General features: G+C 70.2%; 21 protein-coding genes and 1 tRNA gene. 10 read left to right on the top strand and 12 right to left on the bottom strand.

Annotation, left to right across the window (positions count from 1 at the left end):
• The 4 genes from AB0F17_RS03900 to AB0F17_RS03885 form a co-directional block, all read right to left on the bottom strand.
• On the bottom strand, positions 1 to 1137 hold the full coding sequence (locus tag AB0F17_RS03900; RefSeq protein WP_358015787.1) for a nitric oxide synthase oxygenase: 1137 nt from the start codon (positions 1135 to 1137) through the stop codon (positions 1 to 3).
• 357 nt (positions 1138 to 1494) lie between these two features.
• A complete protein-coding gene (locus AB0F17_RS03895) occupies positions 1495 to 1626 on the bottom strand; it encodes a hypothetical protein (protein ID WP_358015784.1) in 132 nt (43 codons plus the stop codon).
• 12 nt (positions 1627 to 1638) lie between these two features.
• Complete coding sequence (locus tag AB0F17_RS03890) at positions 1639 to 1941, bottom strand: DUF4265 domain-containing protein (protein ID WP_358015781.1); 303 nt, start codon at positions 1939 to 1941, stop codon at positions 1639 to 1641.
• Between the two features lie 89 nt (positions 1942 to 2030).
• Positions 2031 to 2102 (bottom strand) — tRNA-Asn (locus tag AB0F17_RS03885).
• Positions 2103 to 2229: 127 nt separating this feature from the next.
• On the opposite strand from AB0F17_RS03885, the gene AB0F17_RS03880 reads away from it, so the two are divergent.
• Positions 2230 to 2544, top strand: a complete 315-nt coding sequence (locus AB0F17_RS03880) for a YtxH domain-containing protein (RefSeq protein ID WP_358015779.1) — start codon at positions 2230 to 2232, stop codon at positions 2542 to 2544.
• A 42-nt stretch (positions 2545 to 2586) separates the two neighbouring features.
• On the opposite strand, the gene AB0F17_RS03875 is transcribed toward AB0F17_RS03880, so the two are convergent.
• Genes AB0F17_RS03875 through AB0F17_RS03865 form a run of 3 tightly spaced genes read right to left on the bottom strand, consistent with a single transcriptional unit; the run spans position 2587 to position 4527 of the window.
• On the bottom strand, positions 2587 to 3060 hold the full coding sequence (locus AB0F17_RS03875) for a hypothetical protein (protein ID WP_358015777.1): 474 nt from the start codon (positions 3058 to 3060) through the stop codon (positions 2587 to 2589).
• Positions 3057 to 4331, bottom strand: coding sequence for a hypothetical protein (locus AB0F17_RS03870; protein WP_358015774.1), 1275 nt, complete (start codon positions 4329 to 4331; stop codon positions 3057 to 3059). The genes AB0F17_RS03875 and AB0F17_RS03870 overlap by 4 nt, the downstream gene beginning before the upstream one ends.
• A gap of 40 nt (positions 4332 to 4371) precedes the next feature.
• Complete coding sequence (locus tag AB0F17_RS03865; RefSeq protein ID WP_358015770.1) at positions 4372 to 4527, bottom strand: hypothetical protein; 156 nt, start codon at positions 4525 to 4527, stop codon at positions 4372 to 4374.
• 175 nt (positions 4528 to 4702) lie between these two features.
• Here AB0F17_RS03865 and AB0F17_RS03860 point away from each other — a divergent pair, with 175 nt between their 5' ends.
• From AB0F17_RS03860 to AB0F17_RS03830, 7 genes are read left to right on the top strand one after another with little or no spacing between them, the layout of a single operon-like run.
• Positions 4703 to 5872 carry a hypothetical protein gene (locus AB0F17_RS03860; protein ID WP_358015767.1) on the top strand — a complete coding sequence of 390 codons (1170 nt, stop codon included), beginning with the start codon at positions 4703 to 4705 and terminating at the stop codon, positions 5870 to 5872.
• A complete protein-coding gene (locus AB0F17_RS03855) occupies positions 5869 to 7998 on the top strand; it encodes a tetratricopeptide repeat protein (RefSeq protein ID WP_358015764.1) in 2130 nt (709 codons plus the stop codon). The genes AB0F17_RS03860 and AB0F17_RS03855 overlap by 4 nt, the downstream gene beginning before the upstream one ends.
• Positions 7998 to 9092 carry a protein phosphatase 2C domain-containing protein gene (locus AB0F17_RS03850; protein ID WP_358015761.1) on the top strand — a complete coding sequence of 365 codons (1095 nt, stop codon included), beginning with the start codon at positions 7998 to 8000 and terminating at the stop codon, positions 9090 to 9092. Before AB0F17_RS03855 ends, AB0F17_RS03850 begins: the two co-directional genes overlap by 1 nt.
• On the top strand, positions 9085 to 10380 hold the full coding sequence (locus tag AB0F17_RS03845; protein ID WP_358015758.1) for a VWA domain-containing protein: 1296 nt from the start codon (positions 9085 to 9087) through the stop codon (positions 10378 to 10380). The genes AB0F17_RS03850 and AB0F17_RS03845 overlap by 8 nt, the downstream gene beginning before the upstream one ends.
• On the top strand, positions 10380 to 11030 hold the full coding sequence (locus AB0F17_RS03840; RefSeq protein ID WP_358015755.1) for an FHA domain-containing protein: 651 nt from the start codon (positions 10380 to 10382) through the stop codon (positions 11028 to 11030). The genes AB0F17_RS03845 and AB0F17_RS03840 overlap by 1 nt, the downstream gene beginning before the upstream one ends.
• On the top strand, positions 11027 to 12397 hold the full coding sequence (locus tag AB0F17_RS03835) for a hypothetical protein (RefSeq protein ID WP_358015752.1): 1371 nt from the start codon (positions 11027 to 11029) through the stop codon (positions 12395 to 12397). Before AB0F17_RS03840 ends, AB0F17_RS03835 begins: the two co-directional genes overlap by 4 nt.
• A complete protein-coding gene (locus tag AB0F17_RS03830) occupies positions 12394 to 13203 on the top strand; it encodes a glutamate ABC transporter substrate-binding protein (RefSeq protein ID WP_358015749.1) in 810 nt (269 codons plus the stop codon). The genes AB0F17_RS03835 and AB0F17_RS03830 overlap by 4 nt, the downstream gene beginning before the upstream one ends.
• Before the next feature lie 68 nt (positions 13204 to 13271).
• Here the strand turns inward: AB0F17_RS03830 and rpoD are convergent, their stop codons facing one another.
• On the bottom strand, positions 13272 to 14375 hold the full coding sequence (gene rpoD / locus AB0F17_RS03825; RefSeq protein ID WP_214638280.1) for an RNA polymerase sigma factor RpoD: 1104 nt from the start codon (positions 14373 to 14375) through the stop codon (positions 13272 to 13274).
• Positions 14376 to 14802: 427 nt separating this feature from the next.
• Positions 14803 to 16644: a DNA primase gene (dnaG, locus tag AB0F17_RS03820; protein WP_358015746.1), complete on the bottom strand. Its 1842-nt coding sequence runs from the start codon at positions 16642 to 16644 to the stop codon at positions 14803 to 14805.
• A gap of 195 nt (positions 16645 to 16839) precedes the next feature.
• Here dnaG and AB0F17_RS03815 point away from each other — a divergent pair, with 195 nt between their 5' ends.
• Complete coding sequence (locus tag AB0F17_RS03815; RefSeq protein WP_358015744.1) at positions 16840 to 17703, top strand: M23 family metallopeptidase; 864 nt, start codon at positions 16840 to 16842, stop codon at positions 17701 to 17703.
• On the opposite strand, the gene AB0F17_RS03810 is transcribed toward AB0F17_RS03815, so the two are convergent.
• Positions 17687 to 18847 carry an FAD-dependent oxidoreductase gene (locus AB0F17_RS03810; RefSeq protein WP_358015741.1) on the bottom strand — a complete coding sequence of 387 codons (1161 nt, stop codon included), beginning with the start codon at positions 18845 to 18847 and terminating at the stop codon, positions 17687 to 17689. The two genes, AB0F17_RS03815 and AB0F17_RS03810, sit on opposite strands and share 17 nt — an antisense overlap.
• A gap of 25 nt (positions 18848 to 18872) precedes the next feature.
• Positions 18873 to 20093: a deoxyguanosinetriphosphate triphosphohydrolase gene (locus tag AB0F17_RS03805; RefSeq protein ID WP_358015738.1), complete on the bottom strand. Its 1221-nt coding sequence runs from the start codon at positions 20091 to 20093 to the stop codon at positions 18873 to 18875.
• An 81-nt stretch (positions 20094 to 20174) separates the two neighbouring features.
• Between AB0F17_RS03805 and AB0F17_RS03800 the strand changes: the two genes are divergently transcribed.
• The gene (locus tag AB0F17_RS03800; RefSeq protein WP_358015735.1) at positions 20175 to 21674 is read left to right on the top strand and encodes a M48 family metallopeptidase; all 1500 of its coding nucleotides are present in this window, start codon (positions 20175 to 20177) and stop codon (positions 21672 to 21674) included.
• 39 nt (positions 21675 to 21713) lie between these two features.
• Here AB0F17_RS03800 and ppdK read toward each other — a convergent pair whose 3' ends face one another.
• Positions 21714 to 24347 carry a pyruvate, phosphate dikinase gene (gene ppdK / locus AB0F17_RS03795; protein WP_358015732.1) on the bottom strand — a complete coding sequence of 878 codons (2634 nt, stop codon included), beginning with the start codon at positions 24345 to 24347 and terminating at the stop codon, positions 21714 to 21716.
• Positions 24348 to 24424 lie beyond the last annotated feature (77 nt).

Raw genomic sequence — 24424 nt, 5'->3', positions numbered from 1 at the left:
TCAGCCGCTGTGGTGGACGAACGCCGGAGTCAGCGTGGGGTTGTCGTAGTAGCGGTGGAAAACGCGTGTGGCGCCGCCGGAGATCGGCGGCACGATCCACGACCAGTCCGCCGGGCAGACGCGCCCCGCCTTCTCCTCCCGCTCCAGGTGCGTAAGGAACCGGTTCGACTCCGTATGGTGGTCGGTCATCGTGACCCCCGCCTGCTCGAACGAGTGCAGCACGGCCACGTTCAGCTCAACCAGTGCGTGGTCGCGCCACAGTGACCGATCGGTGGCGGTGTTCAGCCCCAGACGCTCGGCGACCACCGGCAGTTGGTCGTATCGGTCGACGTCGGCGAGGTTGCGGGCGCCGATCTCCGCCCCCATGTACCAGCCGTTGAAGGGCGCGCACGGATAGCACAACCCGCCGATCTCCAGGCACATGCTGGAAATGGCCGGCACGGCATGCCAGCGCAGCCCCAGCTCGGCGAACCACGGATATTCCGGATGCGTGAAGGGCACCTCCAGAACCGCGTCGCCCGGCAGATTACACAGCAGCGGCCGCCCCGCCTCCGGCTGGATGACCAGCGGCAGCACCTCGAACCTCCCCTCCCCGCCACGCCAGCCGAGCCCCCTGACCATCGTGGTGAAGTCGACATGGCGGGGATCCCCGACGATCGAGCCGTCCCGCAGGCGATGCCCGGCGTACCGGATGAGCTGCTCGTTCAGCACCCGGAGCCCGCGCCTCTCCGGCGTGTCCGGCGGGAACACGGTGATCGTCGGCCGAATCCGCCCATCACCCGTCGCGGCGCGCAGATGAGCCACGCACTCGATGGCCACGCCTTCAGCACTGTTCACCTGCCTGCGGTCGCGTACCCTCAACGACCGCCAGTAGAGCCGCCCGATGCAGCGGCTGCTGTTGCGCCAGGCCACCCTGGCCCCGAACTGAAGCTCCTCGAACGTATGGACATAGGTCCCATGACGGGCCACGTCCCTGGCGACCTCACGCAGACGCGCGTGCACGTCGCCGGCGCCGGGATTCTCGGCGTGGAAGAGCCTGATGAAGCGCTCCGCCTCGCGGATGTCGATCGTTTGCTCGATGAGGGTCTGTACGGCGATGGCATCGAAGGGACGCAGGGACCTGATCCAGGTACGCAACGCAGTAACCAGCACTTTTCCATCAACGGAGCGCCCCGCCGATTCCGGGTCGGCGACACCTCCTTGCAGGCGGCGCCCTCTCCACACCGCCTTCGCAACGTGCCCGCAGCTCCTGCCATCCTTCACCGTCCGATAGCCGTTTGTCCCGGCAAATCAAAAATCCAGTGATCTTATGACTACAAAGCGTGAATGACGGTGGCTCTGTTCATCATCAGACCGCCTTGGACGGTCTCTCCATCCCAGAACCGGATACAGGCATCATTCGGACAGAGAATCCCCGGATCGCCCTGCTCCAGCGCCGCCATTGCGTCGATCCGAGCACGTTGGGATACCTCGGACCTCGAACGCCATGGTGGCTCACCACCAGTTGAGTGGGGCACCTGACTCGTCATAGACGTTGCCGTATGTCCAGCCGTTGCCGGTCGCCATGGACCAGCTGCTCATGATCGACTCGACACGAGGGAACCCGATCTCAGCTGGGACCGTCACGACGAGAAATCTTCAGTCGGCAGGAGCCTCGACCACGCCACCAACAGACGCGAATGCCCGACGCAGCGCATCAACCTGGTCAGTGCCGAACGCCTCGTGCTCCACGAACGCCAGAATGGCCAGATTGCCACCATGCTCGATGACCTGAGACCGACCGTGCTCGTCCACCTCAACCAGGTCACCGGCAGCACAGCCCGCAACCAGGGCAGGCGTGGCCATGATCCGGTATCGAGCATCCGGGAGCGGCAGAACGTGCACAGGTTCGAAAACGGGCTGCCCTGAGGGAGTCGTACCGGCCAGCAAATTCAGGTGCACGGGGTGGAGTGGCTCCCTTGCCGGCTCCCGGAACGACTCAGGCCCCCTTCCTTGATCAAGGAAGGGGGCCTGAGCTCTGTGTACCAAAGCTCCCGCGATAGGACTCGAACCTATAACCTGCCGGTTAACAGCCGGCTGCTCTGCCGTTGAGCTACGCGGGATCGAACGTTGTGCCCTGATCGGCTGGCCTTGCGGTCCGCTTCCCTTGGGCGCACGAATAGATTAGCGCACTCCAGGAGTGCGTGTCGCATCGTCAGCGGGGTAGTCCGGAGACAGCGGAGGTGCAATATGCGTTATCGGATGACGTTCGTCATTGGGCTCGCTGTCGGCTACGTCCTGGGAAGCCGGGCTGGTCGCGAACGCTATGAGCAGATCAAGCGGGCGGCCCAGCGTGTTGCCGACAGTCCCAGGTTCCAGGAGACCGCGGGGGTGGTCGGCGCGCAGGTGTCGAAGGCGGCCGGAGCGGCCAGGTCGAAGGTGGGTGACACGCTCCAGCATCGGATCCCGTTCCTCAACAAGCACGACCACGCCGACACCGGCACCGGCTGGCCCGGAGAACAGGTCACCGAGAAGAAGGCCAACGAAACCGGCATCCCTTACTGACACGGTCGGCCCCGGGCATGGGACCCATGCCCGGGGCCCCACTCACACGCCCATGCTGCGCCGTACGCCCTCAAGGGCCTGTTCGGCCTGTGCCCGCACGCCCGGGTCGTCCGGGTCGAGACCTTCGTCGAAGACGAGGGTCCACCCCAGCACCTCGCCGCCGGGCCGGCGCCTGGCCACCAGCCGTACCCCGCCACGCCCGGGCAGGTCCACGTGCTTGTTCACCACGATGGTGGCGTTGACCCGCTCCCGCACCGTCTCGGGCAGCAGCCGCGGCTCCGGCAGCAGCACGCGGTGCCTCTCGCCGGACATGGTGAGGACGTTCAGCCCCTCCTCGTCCCAGCCGGCCCGGTCGATCGTCTCGTACGGCACGCGAACCCCGCCGGGCAGGTGCAGCGCCAGGTTCGTGGCCACCACGTGCCCGTCGCCGGTGGCGGCGAAGGTCAGCACCCGCTCCCCCGGCTCGGTGACCAGGGCCTTGCGGACGTCGGCGGGCAGGCGGCGAAGGAAGCTCATTCCTTCACGCTATCGGCGAGCAGGTCGAGGGTCAGCGCCGCACTCCAGGAGAAGTCCCTGCACCCCCGGCCGCTGCCGTCGAACGGGTCGAAGCACTCGCGGAACCCGGCCTGCCTGACCAGGCGGAGCGTGCCGTTGGTGAGCTGCTGGCTGAGCGAGTCGAGCGCGTGCACGGCGGCGGCCCGGCGCAGCAGCCAGTTGGTGTTCACCCAGGACGGGCCGCGCCAGTAGCGGGTGCGGTCGAACTGGGCCGCGCGGATCTCGCAGCTGGGCACCGGGTAGCCGGTGGCGCCCATGAACCTGGCCGATTCGAGCACGTCGATGGCCGCTCGGACGCGGTCGCTGGGCAGGCCGGGGTCGAGCAGCGGGCCGAAGCCGCCGACCGTACAGACGCGGATGAGCCGGTCGGCGCGCAGGTCGCGGGCGTAGAAGCAGCCGTCCCAGAGGCGGTCGAGGAGCGCCTGTCTGATGCGTTCGGCCTGCTCGGCGTGGGGCACCGGGTCGGCGTGGGCCAGCGGCGCCAGGTCGGCCAAGGCCAGGCAGGAGGCGAGCCAGATCCCGTTGAACATCGGGTCCTCGATGGCGAACGGGTGCTCGTCGCGCAGGTATTCGGACCGATAGCCGGCGTTGCGGTATCGCAGGGCCAGCCAGACGTAGCGGTCGTGGTCGCTGTCGGGGTGGCGCTCGTCGAGTTCGACGTTGCGGTAGCCGTACCTGATCTCGGGCAGCGCGGCGAGCGCCTGGTCCCAGGCCGGGCTGTCGTCCATGCCCGACTCCCAGGGGTGCACGATCGCGGCCAGCCCCGAGCCGCCGAGGTCGCGCGCGGCGGCCAGGTAGGCGTGCTGGGCGGCCAGCGCCGGAAACGCCCGCCTGACGAAGTCGCCGTCGCCGGTGTGCCGGTAGAGCCACCACAGGGCCAGCCCCTGCAGCGGTGGTGAGGTGAGGCCCGAGGTGAGTACGCGCGGCGCGGCGTCGTGGTCCTGCGAGCGCCAGACCGAAGGGCCCGGGAAGTACGCCTCGGGAGTGTGGAAGACGATGTGCGGCACCATGCCGGTCGCCCACTGCCCGGCCAGCAGGCTGAGCAGCTCGGCTCTGGCCCGGTCAGGCCGGTGTCTGGCCAGGCCGATCACCACGAACGCCGAGTCCCAGCTCCACTGGTGCGGGTAGAGACCTGGGGCGGGAACGGTGGAGGTTCCCGTCCAGTTAGCCTCGAGCACGGACAGTGCCTCGCGCCCGAGCGCGTCGTCGTCGACCGCGGGCCGCGCCTCCATCAACCCACTATGCGCCGCCGAGCCGCAGGAAGCCAGGTGGCTACGTCCGGACCCACTTGGACACGAGCATGATCCCGAAGGCCACGGCACCGATGATGAGGCCCCACTTGAGCAGCGTGAAGGCGAAGCCCACGAGGGGGCCGATGAGGATGAACACGGCGATGATCGCCAGGATTCCGAGAAGTATGCGTCCCATGCCTAAGACGCTACGAGATCCTTTAAGCGAATTGCAGGTGAGACAGGGTTGAATCAGGGACAAGTCAGGGTCTTCCCTACCTTCGGAACCAACCGGTCGGTTTCACCGTTTAGCCGGTAGACAACGGGGCGTGGGGGCCCGTATCACGGGGAGCGTGATGAGTCTCGGACCACCCATGAGTAGGGAGGGCGCGGAGTACGCGCTGCGCGCTCGTTCCGACGAGCGTGACCGCATCTCCGGCGACCTGCTCGATCTTGAAGCGCACACCACCTATCAGTTACTCAAGGGCGCCTCCTTACGCGGCCCGACCCAGACCCGCTGGGCCACCGCACAGAACGCGCTCGCCACGTTGTGGGCGCTTTACGACACCTACCGGGGCGTATTACGCACGGCCGAACAGGTCAAGGGCCCCCGCGGCCGCCTCGGCGCGGAGCAGCTCATCACCTTGACCGAGCTGCTCGTCGGCCGCTCGGTGGTCCTGAAGGCCGCCGCCAAACCGGTCGAGGAGCGGTCCCTGCTCCCCCAGCCGGACGAGCGGCTCACCCTGGACGAGACCGTCGCCAGGATGGATGCCGCCTTCCAGCTGGCCACGGACGTGCTGACCGAGATCGACACGGTCTGGACCGCGGTGCTGCCCCGCCTCGACGCCGCCGACGCCGAGCTGCGCGTGGTGAGCGACCTGCAGCGGCAGCTCGGCGAGACCCTGGACCTGAGCCAGGCGGAGACCGACCTGAAGCGGATGCGCGCCGCCGTACTGGAGGACCCTCTCGGCTCGGCCCCACCCGAGCACGAGCTGGCCCGCGTCACCGGCGCCCTGGCGAGCGCCCGCGCGGACCTGGAGCGGGCGCTGCGGGTCAGCCAGGAGTACGGCAGGCGGCGCGAGGAGCTGGTGGCCGCTCTGGATCGGGTACGGGCGGCCGAGAGCGGTGCCAGAGTGGCCCACGGCACGGTCGTCGCCAAGATCGCCCTGCCACCGCAGGCACAGCCGCGTAGCAAGGTGGAGGCGCTGGCCGGCGAGCTCGACGCGCTCGACGCCTCGACCGGCACCTGGCTCGACAGGTCCGGCCGGTTGACGGCGCTGGAGCAGGGCGCCGAACAGGCCGCCCAGCAGGCGCAGGCCACGGCGAAGGCACTGTTCGGGCTGATCGGCAGGCGGGACGAACTGCGCGGGCTGCTCGGCGCGTGCCAGGCGATGGCGGTGCGCAAGGGCCTGGCGGAGGACCCGGCCGCCACCGGGCTGTACGACCGGGCGCGGCTGCTGCTGTGGAGCGCTCCCTGCGATCTGACGAAGGCGGCACAAGCCGTCGACCTGTACCAGCGTGCGATCCACGGAGGTGGCCGATGACCCGATGCGCCCAGCCAGGCTGTACGGGCACGATCGAAGATGGCTACTGCGACCTGTGCGGGCACGCGGCGACAGCCGCCGCACCCGTGTCCACCCCCTCATCGGCCGCCACGCCGTCCCCTGACACCCGGCCGGTGAGCCGGCCGACGACCGGCCCGCTGAGCAGTGGCCGGTCGCGGGCCGGCGTGCTGGGCGAGCTGGCCGACCTGCCGTCGGTGCCCTACCGGGATCCGGCCGGCGCGATCATGGCCAATCCCGAGGTGCCGGAGGAGAAGCGGTACTGCGCCAACCCGGCGTGCGGCGAGCCGGTCGGCCGCTCCAGGCAGGGACGCGCCGGGCTGCCCGACGGGTTCTGCCCGCACTGCCGTACCCAGTTCTCCTTCACCCCCAAGCTGGGCCAGGACGACCTGGTGGCGGGCCAGTACCGGGTGCTGGGCTGCCTGGCCCACGGCGGCCTCGGCTGGATCTACCTGGCCGCCGACGAGAACCTCGACGGCCGCTGGGTGGTGCTCAAGGGCCTGCTGAACACCGCCGACGCAGAGGCGCTGGCGGCGGCGGAGGCCGAGCGCAAGTTCCTCACCACCGTCGACCACCCGAACATCGTCAAGATCATCAACTTCCAGCGCTCCGCCGGCCTCGGCTACATCGTCATGGAGTACGTCGGCGGCCAGTCGCTGCACGAACTGCGCCGCCAGGGTCCGCTGCCCCTGCGCGAGACGCTGATGTACGGGCGGGAGATCCTGCGCGCGTTCGGCTACCTGCACGAGCAGGGCCTGGTCTACTGCGACCTCAAGCCGGCCAACGTGATCAGGGTCGGCAGGCGGCTCAAGCTCATCGACCTGGGCGCGGTCCAGCGTGTCGGCTCGCCGCCGGGCACGTCCTGGGCCACGGTCGGCTACCACGCGCCCGAGCTCGACACCCGGCCCTCGTCCGTCGCCTCCGACCTCTACACGGTGGCCAGGACGCTGGCGGTGCTGACCATCCCGTCGTTCAGCCCGGCCAAGGGCGGCGCGGAGAACCCGCTGCCGGCCGACTGCGGCAACGAGTCGTTCGCGCGGCTGCTGCGCCGGGCGACCGCGCCGGATCCCGCCGCCAGGTTCCAGAGCGCGGAGGAGATGGAGGAACAGCTCGTCGGCGTACTGCGCGAGATCAGCGCGGTGACGGACGGCGTGCCGTACCCCGCGCAGTCGCCGATGTTCGGGCCCGAGCGGCTCGCGGCGGGGGCGGCGCTGGCCGCCGATCGCGGGCGGGTGTTCGACGGGCTCGACCCGCTGGAGGCGGCGGCCGCGCTGCCGGTGCCGCTGGCCGACCCCGCCGACCCGGCGGCGGGCGCGCTGGCCGGCCTGGTCGGCCGCGATCCCGACGCACTGGTCAGCCAGGTCGAGGGGATGGCGCAGACGCCCGAGACGCTGCTGACCAAGGCCCGGCTCCTCGCCGAGCAGGGCACGGACCAGGCGATCCAGGCGCTGGACGAGGCCGGGCGGGCGCTGCCCGGCGACTGGCGGGTGACCTGGTACCGGGCCGTTCACCTGCTGGCCGCGCGGCAGGCCGGCCGGGCGGCGCAGATCTTCGACGAGTGCTTCTCGCTGCTGCCCGGCGAGTGCGCGCCCAAGCTGGGGCTGGCGTTCGCGCTGGAGTGCGTGAACGACAACCCGGTCCGCTGGTACGAGAGCGTGTGGCGTACCGACCACTCCTACGTGAGCGCCGCGTTCGGGTTGGCCAGGGCGGGCCGGATCGGGGTGCTCGACGAGGTGCCCGTCACCTCGAGCCATCGGGTGGCCGCGCAGCTCGCGGTCGTGGCCGCGGTGGCCAGAGCGCCCGGCACGGACCCGGGCAAGCCGAACGAGCTGTCGGCCGCGGCCGACCGCCTCGACGACCTCACCCACCTCGACCCGCGCCGCCGCGAACTGCTCATCGCCGAGCTGCTGGAGAGCGCGCTGTCCTGGCTCGACACCGGCAAGCCGCCAGGCGGGCTGAAACTGGCCGGCGCCGAGTTCACCGAACCCGGTGTACGCAAACAGCTGGAAGGCATCTTCCGCCGCCTGGCCGTGGCCGCGAGCTCCCGCCAGGAGCGCCAGGCCCTCGTCGACCAGGCCAACGCCGTCCGCCCCCGGACGTGGGTGTGATGGACCACACCGCCGCCCCGCGGGCGGACGTGCGCTGCCCGGTCTGCGAGGCCCCCGTGCTCACCGGCGACGCCTTCTGCGAGGCATGCGGTCATCCACTCGGAGCGCCTTCCTGTACGTCCTGCGGCGCGCCGGCCGTGGACGCGGACGGCTACTGCGAGCGGTGCGGCCTGCGTCAGCCCACCGGCCGGGACCACACCGAGCTCACGCTCGACAACGGCACGGCGGGCGTGACCGACAAGGGACTGCGCCGCAGCCGCAACGAGGACGCGATGGCGCTGCTGTCCACGGACACGCGGACCGTGGTCCTGGTCTGCGACGGCGTGGGCAGCTCGCCCCGCGCGGACGAGGCGTCGGCGGCCGCCGTGGAGACGGCCTGCGCCGCTCTGGCCAGGGGCATGTCCGCCGAGGAGGCGTTCGACCTGGCCGGGCGGGCCGTCGGCAAGCTGGCCACCTCGGTGGACGACGCCCCTGCCTGCACCTACGTCTCGGCGGTCGTCGAAGGCGGCCGGATCACGCTCGGCTGGGCGGGCGACTCCCGCGCGTACTGGCTGTCCCCCGGCGTCCGACCGGCCGCGAAAGATCCGTCCGTCGGCACCCAACCGGTCAACGCGGACCCGACCGCCGGCATCCGGCCGGCCGGCCCCGACCTGACCGCCGCCACCCCACCGGTCAACACCGACCCGGCAGCCGCCACCCCACCGGCCGACGCCGAGTCGACCGCCACCACCCGTCCGGTCGGGGCACAACCGCCCGCCGGGACCCGACCCGCCCAGGCCGGTCCGCCGCCAGGCGTCCGGCTGACCGGCATCCAGTTGACCGAGGACGACGCCGCGCCCACGGGCGAGATCACCGCCTGGCTCGGCGCCGACTACGGCGACGTCCGCCCGCACGTCCGCGTGCTGGAGCCGGAGCACCCGGGCCTGCTGCTGGTGTGCAGCGACGGCCTGTGGCGCTACCTCGACGGCTACACCTTCCCTTCCACCGGCAGCCCTCTGGACATGGCCCGCGCGATGCTGCGCCACGCGCTCGACTCCGGCGGGCAAGACAACGTGACCATCGTCCTGATCCCTCTAGGAGACGCACATGGGTGACCAGCCCACCTTCACCCTCCACATCGACCAGAACAAGTACCTCCCGATCGACGGGCGCGAGGTGCACGCCATCCTCACGATCAACTCCACCGGCGAGGTGACCACCACCACGGCCGCCGCCCCGGCCGAGGCCGCGGAAGTGATCATCATCGACACGTCCGGGTCGATGAGCGGCGGCAAGATCCGGGAGGCCAGGCAGGCGGCCGCGACGGCCGTGCAGACGCTGCGCGACGGCGTCCTCTTCGCGGTGATCGCCGGAACCGACCGGGCCAGGACCGTCTACCCGCGTGGCCCCGAGCTGGTCAGGGCCAACGCGGCCACCCGGGCCGAGGCGCAGCGGGCCATCGGCCAGCTGTCCGCCGGCGGCGGCACCTCGATCGGCCAGTGGCTGCAACTGGCCGCCCAGATGCTGTCGGCCCATCCGAACGCGATCAGGCACGCCATCCTGATGACCGACGGCCAGAACAACGAGCGCGCCGACGTGTTCGCCGCCGCGCTGGCCCGCTGCGAGGGCGCGTTCGTCTGCGACAGCCTCGGCGTCGGCGACGACTGGGTGCCCGCCGAGCTGCGCAAGGTCGCCGAGGCGCTGCTGGGCACGTTCGACTTCGTCAGGAACCAGGGCGACCTGGCCGACTTCTTCCGCACGCTCACCCAGACCTCGATGAGCAAGACCGTGGCCGAGCTGGTGATGCGGGTGTGGGTGCCGCAGACGGCGACGCTCAAGTGGGTCAAGCAGGTCTCGCCCACGCTGCTCGACCTGACCGGCAAGCGCACCGACGTGAACCCGCTGACCGGCGACTACCCGACCGGCTCGTGGGGCACCGAGGACCGCGAGTACCACCTGTGCGTCGAGGTGCCGCCCGGCCAGATCGGCAGTGAGATCCGCGCGGGCTGGGTGAAGCTGCTCCGCCCCGACACCCAGGAGGTCTTCGCCAGCGGCAACGTGCTCGCCCAGTGGACCGACGACCTCGCCCAGTCCACCCGGATCAACGGCAAGGTCGCCCACTACACCGGCCAGGCCGAGCTGCACGAGCTGATCCAGGACGGGCTGAGCGCCCGCGCGGCCGGCGACGTCGACAAGGCGACGGCCCGGCTGGCCAAGGCCAAACAGCTCGCCGTCGATTCGGGGCGCGAGGACACGGCCAGGCTGCTCGACAAGGTCGTCGAGGTGGATCCGGCCTCCGGCACCGCCCGGCTGCGCAGGAACGTCGACAAGGCCGACGCCATCGAGCTCGACACGGGCTCCGTGCGTACCAGCAGGCTGCGCAAGGACGGGGAGGGCAGCTGATGGCGACCTGCCCACAGGGCCACGCGTCGGGTGACGACGAATACTGCGACGTCTGCGGCCTCCAGATGGCCGGCTCCGCGGCACCGGCCGCGGCCGCCGGCCCGGCCGCCTCCTCCGCGCCCTCCGGGGCCGGAGCAGCGGTGGAGAGGTGTCCCGTCTGCCAGACGCCGCGTGCCGGGCAGTTCTGCGAGGTGTGCGGCCACGACTACTCCGGCACGGCGCCTTCGCTGGCGCCCGTGTCCGGCGCCCGCTGGGAGGCGGTCACCGCCGCCGACCGCGGCTACTACGACCAGGTGATCGCCGAGGGCGGCCCCGACGCCCACGTCGTCGCCTTCCCGCCGTACTGTCCCGAGCGGTCCTTCGCGCTGTCGGGCGAGCAGGTACGCATCGGCCGCCGCAGCCGGGGCCGCGACCTGCGGCCGGAGATCGACCTGACCGGGCCGCCGGAGGACCCCGGGGTGTCCCACCTGCACGCCGTGCTGCTGGCCCAGCACGACGGCTCGTGGACGCTCGTAGACCCGGGCTCCGCCAACGGCACCCAGGTGAACGGCAAGCCGGTCATGGTCAACGTGCCGGTCCGGGTGGGCGCGGGCGACCGCATCCACCTCGGCGCGTGGACCGTCATCACGATCCGCGAGGGCACACCATGACCGCCGTCCAGACCGTGCAGGCCCCGCCGGGGACCCCGGCCCCGGCGCGCCGGAGCGTGCCGGGCCGGATCCGGGTCATCTCCGGCATCACCGTGGCCTCCCTGGCGCTGCTCTTCGCCGCGCTGGCGGCCGGGAGCACGAGCGCGCGCGACGGGCTGACGGTGATCGGCCGCGACGCGGGCCCGCAGGTGGTCGCCACCGCCGGCCTGTATCTCGGGCTGAGCGACATGGACGCGCAGGTCGCCGACGCGCTGCTGATGGGCAAGGAGTACGGCGAGCAGCGCCGGGCCGCCATCGCCCAGTACGAACGGCGGCGCTCCGAGGCCAACCAGGCGCTGCTGAAGGCGTTCGAGCTGTCCGGCGACAACCCCGCCGAGCGGCAGACCGTCCAGTCCGTGCTCGACGGCCTCGGCCGCTACGAACGGCTGGCCGGGCAGGCGCTGCTGCTCGACACCCAGGCCGATCACGCGGCCGGCCCGCCGCCGCAGAATGTGGTCGAGGTGTACCGGCAGGCCACCGACCTGATGCGGCTGGTCCTGCTCCCCCAGGCCTACAACCTGACGCTGGAGAGCGGCACGATCGTGCGGCGCACCTATGACGAGAAGAGCGTCATGGTGCCGGCCGTACGGTTCGCGGTGATCGTGGCCGGGCTGCTGGCGCTGGGCTGCCTGATCTGGCTGCAGGTCTTCCTGGCGCGGCGCTTCCGGCGGGTGTTCGGGCCGGCGCTGCTGGCCGCGACCGTCGTGACCATCGTCGCGCTGGTCGCCGGGGTGAACGTGCTCGGCCGGGACCTGCGAGAGCTGCGCACCGCCAAGGCCGACGGCTTCGACTCGGTGCTCACGCTGGCCAGGGCCCGCGCGATCAGCAACAGCCTGCACGGCGACCAGAGCCGGTTCCTGCTCGACAAGGGCCGGGCCGACACCTACGAGCACACCTTCCTCGACAAGTCGCAGTCGGTGATCTACCTGGAGGCGGGCAACCTCGACGGCTACCAGGCCAAGGTGGCGCAGGGCGCCAAGCACTTCCTCGGCCTGCTGGGCACCGAACTCGGCGGGAGCGACGGCGAGCGGGCGCTCGAGGCGTACACCCGCTTCCAGGACGCCGACGCCAAGTTCCGCGCCCTGGCCGCCAGCGGTCAGGCCAGTGAGGCCGTCTCGGCCAGGCTGGGGACGGTGCGCGAGTCCTTCGACGCCTACGACAAGGCGCTGCTGAACCTCGCCGAGCAGCATGAGGCCGTGTTCAAGCAGGCCACGGACGCCGGCGAGAGCGCGCTCGACAACCTGTGGCGGCTGCTCCCGTTCGCGATCGGCGGCCTCGGTCTGCTGGTCATCGCCGGGGTGTGGCCACGGCTCAAGGAGTATCGATGAAGCGGCTGCTACCCGCGGTGCTGGCCCTGACGGCACTGCTCGCCGGGGGGTGCGGCATGGGCGGCTCGGAGTCGATCGAGTCCAAGGACAAGATCGTCATCGGGGTCCGTACCGACCTGCCGTCGATCGGCGCGCGCAAGCCCGACGGCACCTTCGAGGGCTTCGACGTGGACGTGGCCCGCTACATCGCCCAGAAGCTCGGCAAGGACTTCGAGTTCATCCCGGTCCTGGCGGCCGACCGGGAGAAGGTCCTGGTCGACGGCAAGGCCGACCTCGTGCTGGCCACGTACACGATCAGCCAGGACCGCAAGTCGAAGGTCCTGTTCGCCGGGCCGTACCACATCTCCTACCAGGACATTCTGGTACGGCCGGACGAGCCGTCGATCGGAAACGTCCGCGACCTCAAGGGCCGCAAGATCTGCCAGGTGGAGGGCTCGAACGCGGCGCAGCGGGTCGTGGAGGAGCGCAAGGTGGCCGCGCAGGTGGTGCCGGTGAGGGACTACGCGGCCTGCCTGGCGGCGCTCAAGGATCGCCGGGTGGACGCGATCACCACCAACGACGTCATCCTGGCCGGGCTGGCCATCAAGGACGGCAGCGGGCTGCGCCTGGTCAACGCCCAGTTCAACGAGCAGCGGACCGGGGTCGGCATGCACAAGGGCGACGTCGCGGGCTGCGAGGCGGTCAACCGGGCGATCACCACCATGTACCAGGACGGGACGGCCTCGAAGCTGCTCCACAAGTGGTTCGGCAAGGCCGGTCTGAACCTCAGCACCATCGCGGTCCCGCAGTTCGAAGGCTGTTCATAAAAGAAGGCCGTGCATGAGAACGGCGGGCCCGGGGAGAACCCCGGGCCCGCCGTTCTTCGCCGCGAGAGTCAATCCAGATAGTCGCGGAGCATCTGCGCCCTGGTCGGGTGGCGGAGCTTGGCCAGCGTCTTCGACTCGATCTGCCGGATGCGCTCCCTGGTGACGCCGAACTCCCTGCCCACCTCCTCCAGCGTGCGCGGATGCCCGTCGGCCAGGCCGAAGCGGAGCTGGATGATGCGCTGCTCACGGTCCGACAGCGTCGCCAGGATGTCGTCGAGCTGGTCCTGCAGCATGATGAAGGCTGCCGCCTCCATGGGCACGACCGCGTCGGCGTCCTCGATGAAGTCGCCGAGGTCGGAGTCTTCCTCACCGATCGGCGACTGCAGTGACACCGGCTCCTGGGCGATGCGCTGGATCTCCACCACACGATCGACCGGGAGATCCATCTCCTTGGCGATCTCCTCGGGCGCGGGCTCACGGCCCAGGTCCTGGTGGAGCTGCCGCTGCACTCTGACGAGCTTGTTGATCGTCTCCACCATGTGCACCGGAATGCGAATGGTGCGCGCCTGGTCGGCTATCGCCCGCGTGATCGCCTGCCGGATCCACCACGTGGCGTAAGTGGAGAACTTGTATCCCTTGGTGTAGTCGAACTTCTCGACCGCGCGGATGAGCCCGAGGTTGCCTTCCTGGATGAGGTCCAGGAAGAGCATTCCACGGCCCACATATCGTTTGGCTATCGAGACGACGAGTCTGAGATTCGCCTCGATGAGGCGCTGTTTCGCCCGGGTGCCCTGCCAGACGAGCTCCCTGAACTCAGGGAAGGCCAGACGTGAGACTCCACTGGCCAGCTTGTCCTCGGCGAACAGCCCGGCTTCGATCGACTTGGCGAGCTCCACCTCCTCTTCGGCTGTGAGCAGCGGCACCCGGCCGATCTCCCGCAGGTAGATGCGGACAAGATCGCTGGTCGGCGCCCGCTTGCCTACGTCTTCCTCGTCGGCGCGGGTGGTCTCTTCCTCTCCCTGGGGTTCGAGAACCTCCACGCCGTTCTCCGCGAGCATGCGCACGACGCGTTCCAACGCGTCGGACGGGAGCTCTGAGCGGTCAAGCGCGGCTGCGACGTCATCGACGGTTACGCTTCCGCGCTCCCTTCCCTTCGCGACGAGGTCCGCCACTTGATCTACGGATGGCGGTCCACTTGGTAGTACCGATGCACCCACGGGACACAGTCTGCAGTATTGGTTCCGTAAAATGGCAGACCCATTTTTGTAACCGAAGGTAAGGGCGTGACCCTTACCAAAACGAGATCGCTTAAAGGTTTAGCCGGACTTTGATCAGGAAAGTAAAGTCCATTACGCGGTCGAGTAAGACGTGTCCGGCACGGGGTTGTCGCCGGTCGCATGGCGCAGCCTGCCCGGATGCCCCTTAACTCCGAGGTCCGGGCATGGCGGGTGAAGGATTCCGCCACGGTCAGCTGGATTCAACAAGTTCCCGACATCTTCTGCTCGGCAGCTCTTGAACGAGCCGTTACAGGGCCCATTCGCGGCTCATCTTCCGCCGGCGCCGTGGGCAAAGCGGGTGCTCACATCCCGCCGAAACCCCTCAACTGCCCGCGGCCCGGTCCCGGAGAACCCTGCGCTGCTGCTCCAGCGCCACCAATTCGCCGAACAGCCGGTTGTAGTCCTGCTGCTCCTCCACCGGGTTGAGCCGCTGAATGCGCGACTTGACCTGAGCGATCGCCCGGTCGACCGCGATGGCCTCGATCGCCGCCAGCATGGCCGCCCCGTAGCGCTCCTCGGCGTGCGAGTCGGCCCGGATCGCCTCGACCGCGAACCGGGTCACCAGCGCCCGCGTCACGTCGTCGTGACAGTGCTCCAGGAGCCGGTCGACCCACTCCCGGCCGCCACGGCCGGCCGACGCGGCGCCCCCCGCCGCGGTGATCACCTGGTGCACCAGGACATGGTCGGGCGCGGTGAACGCCCGCGGGTCGAGCGCGTCGAAGCGGGGGCCGAGCAGCGCGGGCCGCTGGATGGCCAGTTTGAGCAGCTCGCCCTCGACCCGCACGTTGGGATCGACGGGCGCGGCCTTCGGCGCCCGTCGCGGGCGGCCCTGCTGGGCCCCGCCGACCTCGGCGATGCGCTGCATGACGAACCGCTCGTCCATGAAGCCGAGCCACCGGTCGAGGTCGATCGCGTAGCGCTTGCGCAGGCCGACGTCCTTGATCCCGGCCACGATCGGCGCCGCCGCGTCGAGCGCGGCGATCTTGCCCTCGTTGCTGCGCAGGTCGTAGCGGGCGATCGTGCTGCGGATGGCGAACTGGAACAGCGGCTCGCGGCTGGCGATCAGGTCGCGCACGGCCGCGTCGCCCTGCTTGACGCGCAGGTCGCACGGGTCGAGCCCGTCGGGCTGCACGGCCACGTAGGTCTGGGTGACGAACTTCTGCTCGTCGGCGAACGCCCGCAGCGCCGCCTTCTGCCCGGCCGCGTCGCCGTCGAAGGTGAAGATCACCTCGCCGCGGAACTCCGCCTGGTCGAGCAGGAAGCGCCGCAGGATCTTGATGTGCTCCTCGCCGAACGACGTGCCGCAGGTGGCGACCGCCGTCGGCACCCCCGCCAGGTGGCAGGACATGACGTCGGTGTAGCCCTCGACGATCACCGCCTGGGACCGCTTGGAGATCTCCCGCTTGGCCAGGTCGATGCCGTAGAGCACCTGGCTCTTCTTGTAGAGCGGGGAATCAGGGGTGTTGAGATATTTCGGCCCGTCATCGGAGTCGAGCAGCTTGCGCGCCCCGAACCCGATCACGTCGCCCGTCGCATCACGGATCGGCCACATCAGCCGCCCGCGGAACCGGTCGATCGGCCCGCGCCGCCCCTCTTTGGCCAGCCCGCCCTTGACGATCTCCTCGGCGGTGAAGCCGCGCCCCATGAGATGCCGGGCCAGCACCTCCCACTCGTTGGGCGCGTAACCCACGCCGAACATCTCCGCGTCGGCCCGCTCGAACCCCCGCTCCGACAGGAACCGCCGCCCGGGCGCGGCGTCCGGGCCGAGCAGCTTGTCGACGTAGAACTCGGCGGCGGCCTTGTGCGCCTCGATCAGCCGGGCCCGCTCGCCGTGGTCGCGCCGCGGCATGTAGCCGCCCTGCTCGTACTGCAACTGGATGCCGGCCCGCTGCGCCAGCCGCTCGACCGCCTCGCCGAACGTCAGATGCTCGATCTTCTCGACGAACGTGATGACGTCGCCGCCCTCGCTGCAGCCGAAGCAGAAGTACATGCCGCGCTCGGGCGTCACGTTGAAGGACGGGCTCTTCTCATCGTGGAACGGGCACAACCCCTTGAGGTTGCCACCCCCCGCGTTGCGCAACTGGATGTGCTCGCCGATCACATCGGCGATGGGTGATCGCTCACGAACGAGCGCGATGTCGACGTCACGGATCCGGCCAGCCACGCCGGTGAGTCTATTCCCGCGCTACGACAACCGGCCCCACCCGGGCCCATGACTGCCCTCCGTGAGGTGTTGGTGACCTGGCGGTAAGGGGATGTCACCGTCGAGTCGCGAAAGGGGGAAATATGTCGGTTGCACGTCCCCGATCGGCTACAAAGGTAAATGTTTGCGGTGGAAACGTCGACACGGGTGGAGATCATGCGAGCGGGGCATCTCGGACGATGGGCGGCATTAGCGGGCGCCGCGCTTCTGGCGAGCGCGTGCTCGCAGGCCACCGGAGTGGCGGGCGTCAGCGCGCAGTCACCCGCCACCCCCACGGGAGGCGCCAGCCCGTCCGTCACCGCCACCATCCCGTCGGCCGACGCCCTGTCGGCCGATACATCGCCCACGGGCGAGGATCCGACCAAGATCCCGCCGCCGAAGGTGTCGAAGTACACCTACTCCTTCCCCGTCCAGGGCTGCAAGACGACCTACGAGCGCAAGCTCCTCGTGCTCCCGAAGACGACGATCTGGGCGGCCAAGGGATGCGCCTTCGTGTCGCCCGTCGACGGCGTGGTCGACGAGGTCAACACCCTGAACCGGTGGTCGTCCGCCACCGACGTGGGCGCCGCCCGTGAGGGCCGCTACGTCACGATCATCGGCGAAGACGGCGTCCGCTACCTCGGCGGCCATCTCGACACCGTGGCCGACGGCCTCAAGCCGGGCGTGAAGGTGAAGGTCGGGCAGACGCTCGGCCAGGTCGGCAACTCCGGCAACGCCGGCGTCACCGCCCCGAACCTGTACTTCGCGATCTCCTGGAAGACCGGGCCCGGCTACTGGTGGGTGCGCCGGGGCATGGTGAACCCCTGGGGCTACCTCGAGGCCTGGGAGTCCGGCAACAAGACGTTGTCGCCGAAGGAGGAGACGCTGAAGCTGCGCGGCCGGGTGGGCGAGACGCCGCCCTGCTCGGTCCAGTGCGCGTCGAAGCAGGCGCCGGAACCTACCCCCACCAAGAAGAAAAAGAAGAAGAAGACCGGCGCCAAGCCGACTCAGACCCCGATCATCATCACCGATTCGACGTGAGCTCCTTCGGGTCCACGGTCACACCGGAGCGGATGAGCTCCTTGATCTCGCCGATGACGTCCCAGACGTTGACGTTCATGCCGGCGACGACCTTGCCCTCGCGCAGCCAGTAGGCGACGAACTCCTGGTCGGTGACCGAGCCCCGGTAGACGACCTCGTCGTAGCCCTGGATGTCGCCGGTGAACTCCATGCCCAGGTCGTACTGGTCGGTGTAGAAGTACGGCAGGCGGTCGTAGGTGACGTCCTGGCCCAGCATGGACCGGGCCGCGACGGGGCCGCCGTTGAGCGCGTTGGCCCAGTGCTCGACCCGTATGCGCCGGCCGTACAGCGGGTGGAACGCCTCGGCGACGTCGCCCGCGGCGAACACGTCGGGGTGCGAGGTGCGCAGGGCGGCGTCCGTCAGGATGCCGCTGCCGACCTCCAGCCCGGCGTCGCGGGCCAGGCCGACCTCGGGCGCCGCGCCGATGCCGACGACCACCAGGTCGGCGGCCAGGCGCTCGCCGGAGCTGAGCCGCACGCCGGTCTCGGTGATCTCCGCGGCGCCGGTACCGGTGCGCAGATCGACGCCGTTGCGCCGGTGCAGCCGGGCGAAGACCTCACCGAGTTCGGGCCCGAGCGGCCGGTACAGCGGCGTGGGGTCGGGTTCGACGATCGTGACCTCGCAGCCGGCCTTGCGGGCGGCCGCGGCGGTCTCCAGGCCGATCCAGCCCGCGCCGACGACGATCACCCGCCCGGCGTCGGCGAAGCGGGCCTTGAGCGCCTCGCTGTCCCCGACCGTGCGCAGGTAGAGGGCGGGGCCGGGCAGCCGCCTCGGCATCGCCCCCGTCGCGATCAGCAGCTTGTCGTACGGCTGGCGCGAGCCGTCGGCGAACCTGACCGCGTGCTCGTCGAGCTCGACGCGCGTGACCCGCAGGCCGGTCCTGAGATCCACGTCGTTGTCGGCGTACCAGCCGGCGCCGTGGACGAAGATCTTCTCCCGCTCGCTCTTGCCCAGCAGGTATTCCTTCGACAGGGGCGGTCTCTCGTAAGGGCGTTCGGACTCCGCGCCGATCAGGACGATCTCGTCGCCTGAGCCTTCTTCGCGCAACGTCTGCGCCGCCTTGGCCCCCGCCAGGCCCGCGCCGACGATCACATATGTAGCCATGGGCGCAGTATCCGCCCGACGGGGGTCATCGGGAAAGACGCTTGTGCCAGGCGATGGCCGACGTGTCGGTGAGGGAGGCGATCTGGTCGATGACCACCCGGACGCGACCGGCGTCGTTGGGCGCGCCGAGGTAGGAGGGCCTGAAGGCGGGCTCCAGGGTGGCGGGCGCGCCGAGCGTGATCAGGGAGGCCAGCTCGGAGATGAGGTCGCGCTGCCGGGCCTGGTTGGCGTGGTGGTCTTCGGTGGTCATCACGTAGTGGGCGGTGATGCCCTTGAGCAGCGCGCACTCCAGCCGCGTGGCCGTCGGCACGACGAGCTCGGCGCGGTGCCGCGAGGCGTACGCGTCCTTGGTGGCGGTCTGGGCGGAGCGGCAGAAACGGCCGATGAGACCGCTCGTCAGCGCCTTGAGCCCGGCCAGGTCGGCGAAGGTGGCCTCGAAGCGGCGCGGCCAGAGCGGGGTGGCCAGCAGCCCGGCGAAGATGGCCTCGAGCTCGGCGAGGTCGGCGCCGGGCGCGTACCAGGTGCGGGCGGTCTCGCAGACCTGGCGGCGCTCGGCGGCCGACTGGAGCGCCTCGGGCGTGACGTGGCCGGAGTGCAGCGCGTCCTCCAGGTCGTGGACGGAGTAGGCGACGTCGTCGGCCCAGTCCATGATCTGCGCCTCGAAGCTGACCCGGCCTTCGGGCGCACCGTCCCTGATCCACGTGAAGACCGGCAGGTCGTCGTCGTAGACCCCGAACTTCGGCGACCTGTCGCAGGTCCACGGGTATTTGATGGAGGCGTCGAGCGCGGCCCTGGTGAGGTTGAGCCCGGCGCTGCCGCCGTCCACGGTGAGGACCTTGGCCTCCAGCCGGGTGAGCAGGCGCAGGCTCTGCGCGTTGCCCTCGAAGCCGCCGCACGAGGTGGACAACTGGTTGAGCGCCACCTCGCCGTTGTGGCCGAACGGCGGATGCCCCAGGTCGTGCGCCAGGCAGGCCGTCTCCACCAGGTCGGGGTCGACGCCGAGCGTCGCGCCCATCTCCCTGCCGACCTGGGCGCATTCGAGCGAGTGGGTGAGCCGGGTGCGCGGGATGTGCTGGCCGCCCCCCAGGGTCTCGCCGGGCCCCACCACCTGCGTCTTGGCGGCCAGTCTGCGCAGCGCGGAGCTGTGCAGAACTCTGGCGCGGTCGCGCTCGAACGCGCTTCGCTCCGGGTTGCCGGGAGGTTCCGGCACCCAGCGGGCCTGGTCGTGCTCGTCGTAGCGGGCCATAAGAGCTGTGATTTTATCCAGTTTCCGGTCTCCGCTAGTGTCAACCCTCGCGAGAACCCCCTTCCCCGGGAGCCCTCCTCCATGACCACTGCGTTCCGGGCGGTGCTGGCCTTCGGCCTGCTCGCCGGTTTTTACGTGCTCGTCGGCCTCATCCTGGCCGCGGCCGTCTTCTTCGACGTGCTCCTGCTGGTCGATTTCCATGTCAACACGCTCAAGTTCGCGGTCGTGCTGACCCTGGCGGCGGGCGCGCTCGTACGCGCCCTGATCATGGTCAGCCGCCGCAAGGACGGCGAGCAGCCGGGCGTGCTGGTCACCCGCGAGCACGAGCCCGCGCTCTGGCAGGTGGTCGAAGACCTGTCCCAGCGCGTCCGTACCGCGCCACCCGACGAGATCCGCCTGGTGCCCGAGGTCAACGCGGCCGTGTCGGAGGACACCCGCTTCCTCGGCATGAAGGCCACCAGGCGGCGCATGTACATCGGGCTGCCGCTGCTGCAGACCCTCACGGTCGACGAGATGCGCGCGGTGCTCGGCCACGAGCTGGGCCACTACAGCGGCGCCCACACCCGCCTGGGCGCGCCGGTCTACCGAGGCCGGGTGTCGCTGATCGCGACCGTTGAGGGGCTCGGCAACCATCCGTTCATCCAGCGCCTGTTCACGTACTACGCCAAGCTCTACCTGCTCGTCTCCCAGGGCGTGTCGCGCAAGCAGGAGCTGGAGGCCGACCAGTTCGCGGTGGGCATCGGCGGTCGCCAGGCGATGTCGGAGGCGCTGCGCAAGATCCACGGCACGGCGGCCGCCTGGGACATCTACGCCGCCGGCTACCTGTCGATGACCGGCGCGGGCGGCAACCGGCCCGCGGCCGTGTTCGGCGGGTTCCACGCGCTGATGAGCGACCCGGCCAGGCAGGCCGAGGTGGCCGAGCTCGGCGAGCAGCCCGAGGAGACCTCCCTCTACGACTCGCACCCGAGCCTGAGCGAGCGGCTGGCCGCCATCGAGCTGCTGCCCGAGCCGGAGCACGTGCCCGACCCCCGCTCGGCCCTCACCATGCTGCGTGACGCGACCACGGCGGTGCAGGCGGTCGAGCAGTCGATGTGGACACCGGAGGCGCTCACGGGGCTGCGGCCGGTGTCGTGGGAGGAGCTGATCTCCCAGGGCATGTACGCGGCCCGCAACGCCGAGGCGCTCAACGACCTGGCGCTGGCCGGGCAGCGGGTGCTGGGCGCCGCCCGGCCCTACCTCGACGCGGCCTTCGAGGTGATCGCCAGAGACCGGCGGCCCGAGCTGGAGGAGAAGCTGCGCGAGCTGGGCTGGAACCCGTCCGAGACGCTGCTGGCCGGGGTGCTCGGGCAGGCGCTGGAGGCGGTGCTGATCCAGCACGGCCAGGCCCGGTGGACGCTGTCGTGGGCGGGCCCGGCGCGGCTGCTGTTCGACGACGGCGAGGAGGTGGCGCTGTCGGAGTACGCGGCCCAGGTCGCGGCCAATCCGTCCGCCGTTCCCGGACTCCGGAAGTGGCTGGGCGACCTGGGCATGCGTCACGACTACGTGCCCGCCACGCTGGAGCAGGCCGAGGCGGCCGTCTAGCGGGCGTTCTTCAGCGGGCGTTCCCTCAGCGGGTGTTCCTCAGCGCGTGTCCGAGTCGCACTCCGCCAGGGCCGCGCGGCCGGCCTCCAGGCGGGCGACCGGGATGCGGAACGGCGAGCAGGAGACGTAGTCGAGCCCGGCCTCGTGGCAGAAGTGCACCGAGTCGGGGTCGCCGCCGTGCTCGCCGCAGATGCCGAGCTTGAGATCCGGGCGCGCCTTGCGGCCCTCCTCGACCGCGATCCTGACCAGCCGGCCGACGCCGTCACGGTCGAGGGTCTCGAACGGGGAGACACCGAAGATGCCCAGCTCCAGGTAGCGCGAGAAGAACGCCGCCTCGACGTCGTCGCGGGAGAAGCCCCAGGTCATCTGGGTCAGGTCGTTGGTGCCGAAGGAGAAGAACTGGGCGGCCTCGGCGACCTGCCCCGCGGTGAGCGCCGCCCTGGGCGTCTCGATCATGGTGCCGACCAGGGCCTCGACGCCGAGGTCCGCGAGGATCCCGGCGGCCTCCTCGCGGACGGCCTCCAGCTCCTGTACGGCGGCGACGAGCGGGATCATGATCTCCGGCTTGGCTCCCGGCACCTCCTTGGCCGCCTGGGCGATGGCGCGTACCTGCATGGCGAACAGGCCGGGAATGACCAGCCCGAGCCGTACGCCGCGCAGGCCGAGCATGGGGTTCTCCTCGTGCAGCCGCTTGACGGCGGCCAGCAGGTCGCGCTGCTTCTCCGAGGTCTCGCCGGTCGCGGCCTTGATCGACAGGTCCACGATGTCGGGCAGGAACTCGTGCAGGGGCGGGTCGATGAGCCGCACGGTCACCGGCTGACCGTCCATGGCCCGAAATATCTCGACGAAGTCCGCCTTCTGGAGCGGCTCCAGCGCGTCCAGCGCCGCCTGACGCTCCTCGTCGCCCGACGCCAGCACCAGGTCCTCGACGAGCTGCCGGCGCTCGCCCAGGAACATGTGCTCGGTACGGCACAGCCCGATCCCCTCGCCGCCGAAGCGGCGCGCCCTGGCCGCGTCGTCGGCGGTGTCGGCGTTGGCCCGCACGCCCAGCCGGCGTACCTCGTCGGCCCGCCGCATGATCCGGTCCACGGCCCGGACCAGGTCGTCGTCGGGCTCCCGGCCCTCGAAGTACTCGACCACGGCCGAGTCCACCACGGGCACCTCACCGAGGAAGACCTCGCCGGTCGTGCCGTCGATGGAGATGACGTCGCCCTCCTTCACCACGACGCCGCCCGGCGCGGTGAACCTGCGCTCGGCGATCGACACCTCCAGCTCCTCAGCGCCGCAGACGCAGGTCTTGCCCATGCCGCGGGCGACCACGGCGGCGTGCGAGGTCTTGCCGCCGCGGCTGGTCAGGATGCCGCGCGCGGCGATCATCCCGGACAGGTCGTCCGGGTTGGTCTCGCGGCGCACCAGGATGACGTCCTCGCCCTGGTCGGCCAGCTCGACGGCGCGCTCGGAGGAGAACACGACCTTGCCGACGGCGGCTCCCGGCGAGGCGTTCATGCCCTTGGCGATCTTCTTCTTCTCGGTGCCCGAGTCGAAGCGCGGGAACATCAGCTGCACCAACTGGTCGCCCGTCACCCGCGTGACGGCCTCGTCGAGCGTGATGAGGCCCTGGTCGACAAGCTGGGTGGCGATGCGGAACGCCGCGCCCGCGGTGCGCTTGCCGACTCTGGTCTGCAGCATCCAGAGCTTGCCGCGCTCGATCGTGAACTCGATGTCGCACAGGTCGCGGTAGTGGTTCTCCAGCGTCTCCATGATCCGCAGGAGCTCGTCGTAGGAGCTCTTGTCGAGGCGTTCCAGCTCCTGGAGCGGGATCGTGTTGCGGATGCCGGCGACGACGTCCTCGCCCTGGGCGTTCTGCAGGTAGTCGCCGTAGATGCCCTGCTGGCCGGAGCCGGGGTCGCGGGTGAAGGCGACGCCGGTGCCCGAGTCGTTGCCGACGTTGCCGAAGACCATGGCCACGATGTTGACCGCAGTGCCGAGATCGGCCGGGATGCGTTCCTGGCGGCGGTAGAGGATGGCGCGCGGAGCGTTCCACGAGTCGAAGACGGCCATGACGGCCAGCCGCATCTGCTCGCGCGGGTCGGCGGGGAAGTCCTTGCCGGTCTGGTCGCGCACGATGCCCTTGAACGTCTCGACCAGGCCCTGCAGCTCGGCCGCGTCGAGGTCGGTGTCCTGCCGGCCGGCCTTCAGCGTGTCGAGCGCGTGCTCGAACAGCTCGCCGTCGATGTCGAGCACGGTCTTGCCGAACATCTGGATGAGCCTGCGGTAGGAGTCCCAGGCGAAGCGGTCGTTCCCACCGGCCTGCTTGGCCAGGCCGTGCACGGACTCGTCGTTCAGCCCGATGTTGAGGACGGTCTCCATCATCCCGGGCATCGAGAACTTGGCGCCGGAGCGGACGCTGACGAGCAGCGGGTCGTCGGCCTGGCCGAGCACCTTGCCCATCCGCTTCTCCATCGCGCCCAAGTGCTCGGACACCTCCCGCTCCAGGCCGTCGGGGACCGCGCCCTCGGCCAGGTAGTGGCGGCACGCCTCGGAGGTGATCGTGAACCCGGGAGGGACGGGCAGTCCGAGATTGGTCATTTCGGCAAGGTTTGCTCCCTTGCCTCCGAGAAGATCCTTGAGATCCTTGTTGCCCTCGGTGAAGTCGTAAACGTACTTGGCCACCACAGCTCCAATCAACGCCTCTGCCCCGGACTCTACCGGCGATAATCATGATGAAACTGCACTCACCCGTTAAGTCA

The organism is Nonomuraea sp. NPDC026600, assembly GCF_040638335.1.
Taxonomy (GTDB): Bacteria; Actinomycetota; Actinomycetes; order Streptosporangiales; family Streptosporangiaceae; genus Nonomuraea.
The sequence above is the reverse complement of the archived record's forward strand: the minus strand, read 5'-3'. Positions and strand labels throughout refer to the sequence as shown.

Coding starts and splice junctions, on each gene's coding strand:
- AB0F17_RS03840 (WP_358015755.1), top strand. CDS start 10,380: ATGGCGACCTGCCCACAGGGCCACGCGTCGGGTGACGACGAATACTGC.
- AB0F17_RS03870 (WP_358015774.1), bottom strand. CDS start 4,331: ATGGAGGCGCGGCCCGCGGTCGACGACGACGCGCTCGGGCGCGAGGCA.
- AB0F17_RS03815 (WP_358015744.1), top strand. CDS start 16,840: ATGCGAGCGGGGCATCTCGGACGATGGGCGGCATTAGCGGGCGCCGCG.
- AB0F17_RS03860 (WP_358015767.1), top strand. CDS start 4,703: ATGAGTAGGGAGGGCGCGGAGTACGCGCTGCGCGCTCGTTCCGACGAG.
- AB0F17_RS03835 (WP_358015752.1), top strand. CDS start 11,027: ATGACCGCCGTCCAGACCGTGCAGGCCCCGCCGGGGACCCCGGCCCCG.
- AB0F17_RS03805 (WP_358015738.1), bottom strand. CDS start 20,093: ATGGCCCGCTACGACGAGCACGACCAGGCCCGCTGGGTGCCGGAACCT.
- AB0F17_RS03845 (WP_358015758.1), top strand. CDS start 9,085: ATGGGTGACCAGCCCACCTTCACCCTCCACATCGACCAGAACAAGTAC.
- AB0F17_RS03830 (WP_358015749.1), top strand. CDS start 12,394: ATGAAGCGGCTGCTACCCGCGGTGCTGGCCCTGACGGCACTGCTCGCC.
- AB0F17_RS03875 (WP_358015777.1), bottom strand. CDS start 3,060: ATGAGCTTCCTTCGCCGCCTGCCCGCCGACGTCCGCAAGGCCCTGGTC.
- AB0F17_RS03810 (WP_358015741.1), bottom strand. CDS start 18,847: ATGGCTACATATGTGATCGTCGGCGCGGGCCTGGCGGGGGCCAAGGCG.
- AB0F17_RS03855 (WP_358015764.1), top strand. CDS start 5,869: ATGACCCGATGCGCCCAGCCAGGCTGTACGGGCACGATCGAAGATGGC.
- AB0F17_RS03800 (WP_358015735.1), top strand. CDS start 20,175: ATGACCACTGCGTTCCGGGCGGTGCTGGCCTTCGGCCTGCTCGCCGGT.
- AB0F17_RS03880 (WP_358015779.1), top strand. CDS start 2,230: ATGCGTTATCGGATGACGTTCGTCATTGGGCTCGCTGTCGGCTACGTC.
- AB0F17_RS03850 (WP_358015761.1), top strand. CDS start 7,998: ATGGACCACACCGCCGCCCCGCGGGCGGACGTGCGCTGCCCGGTCTGC.
- AB0F17_RS03865 (WP_358015770.1), bottom strand. CDS start 4,527: ATGGGACGCATACTTCTCGGAATCCTGGCGATCATCGCCGTGTTCATC.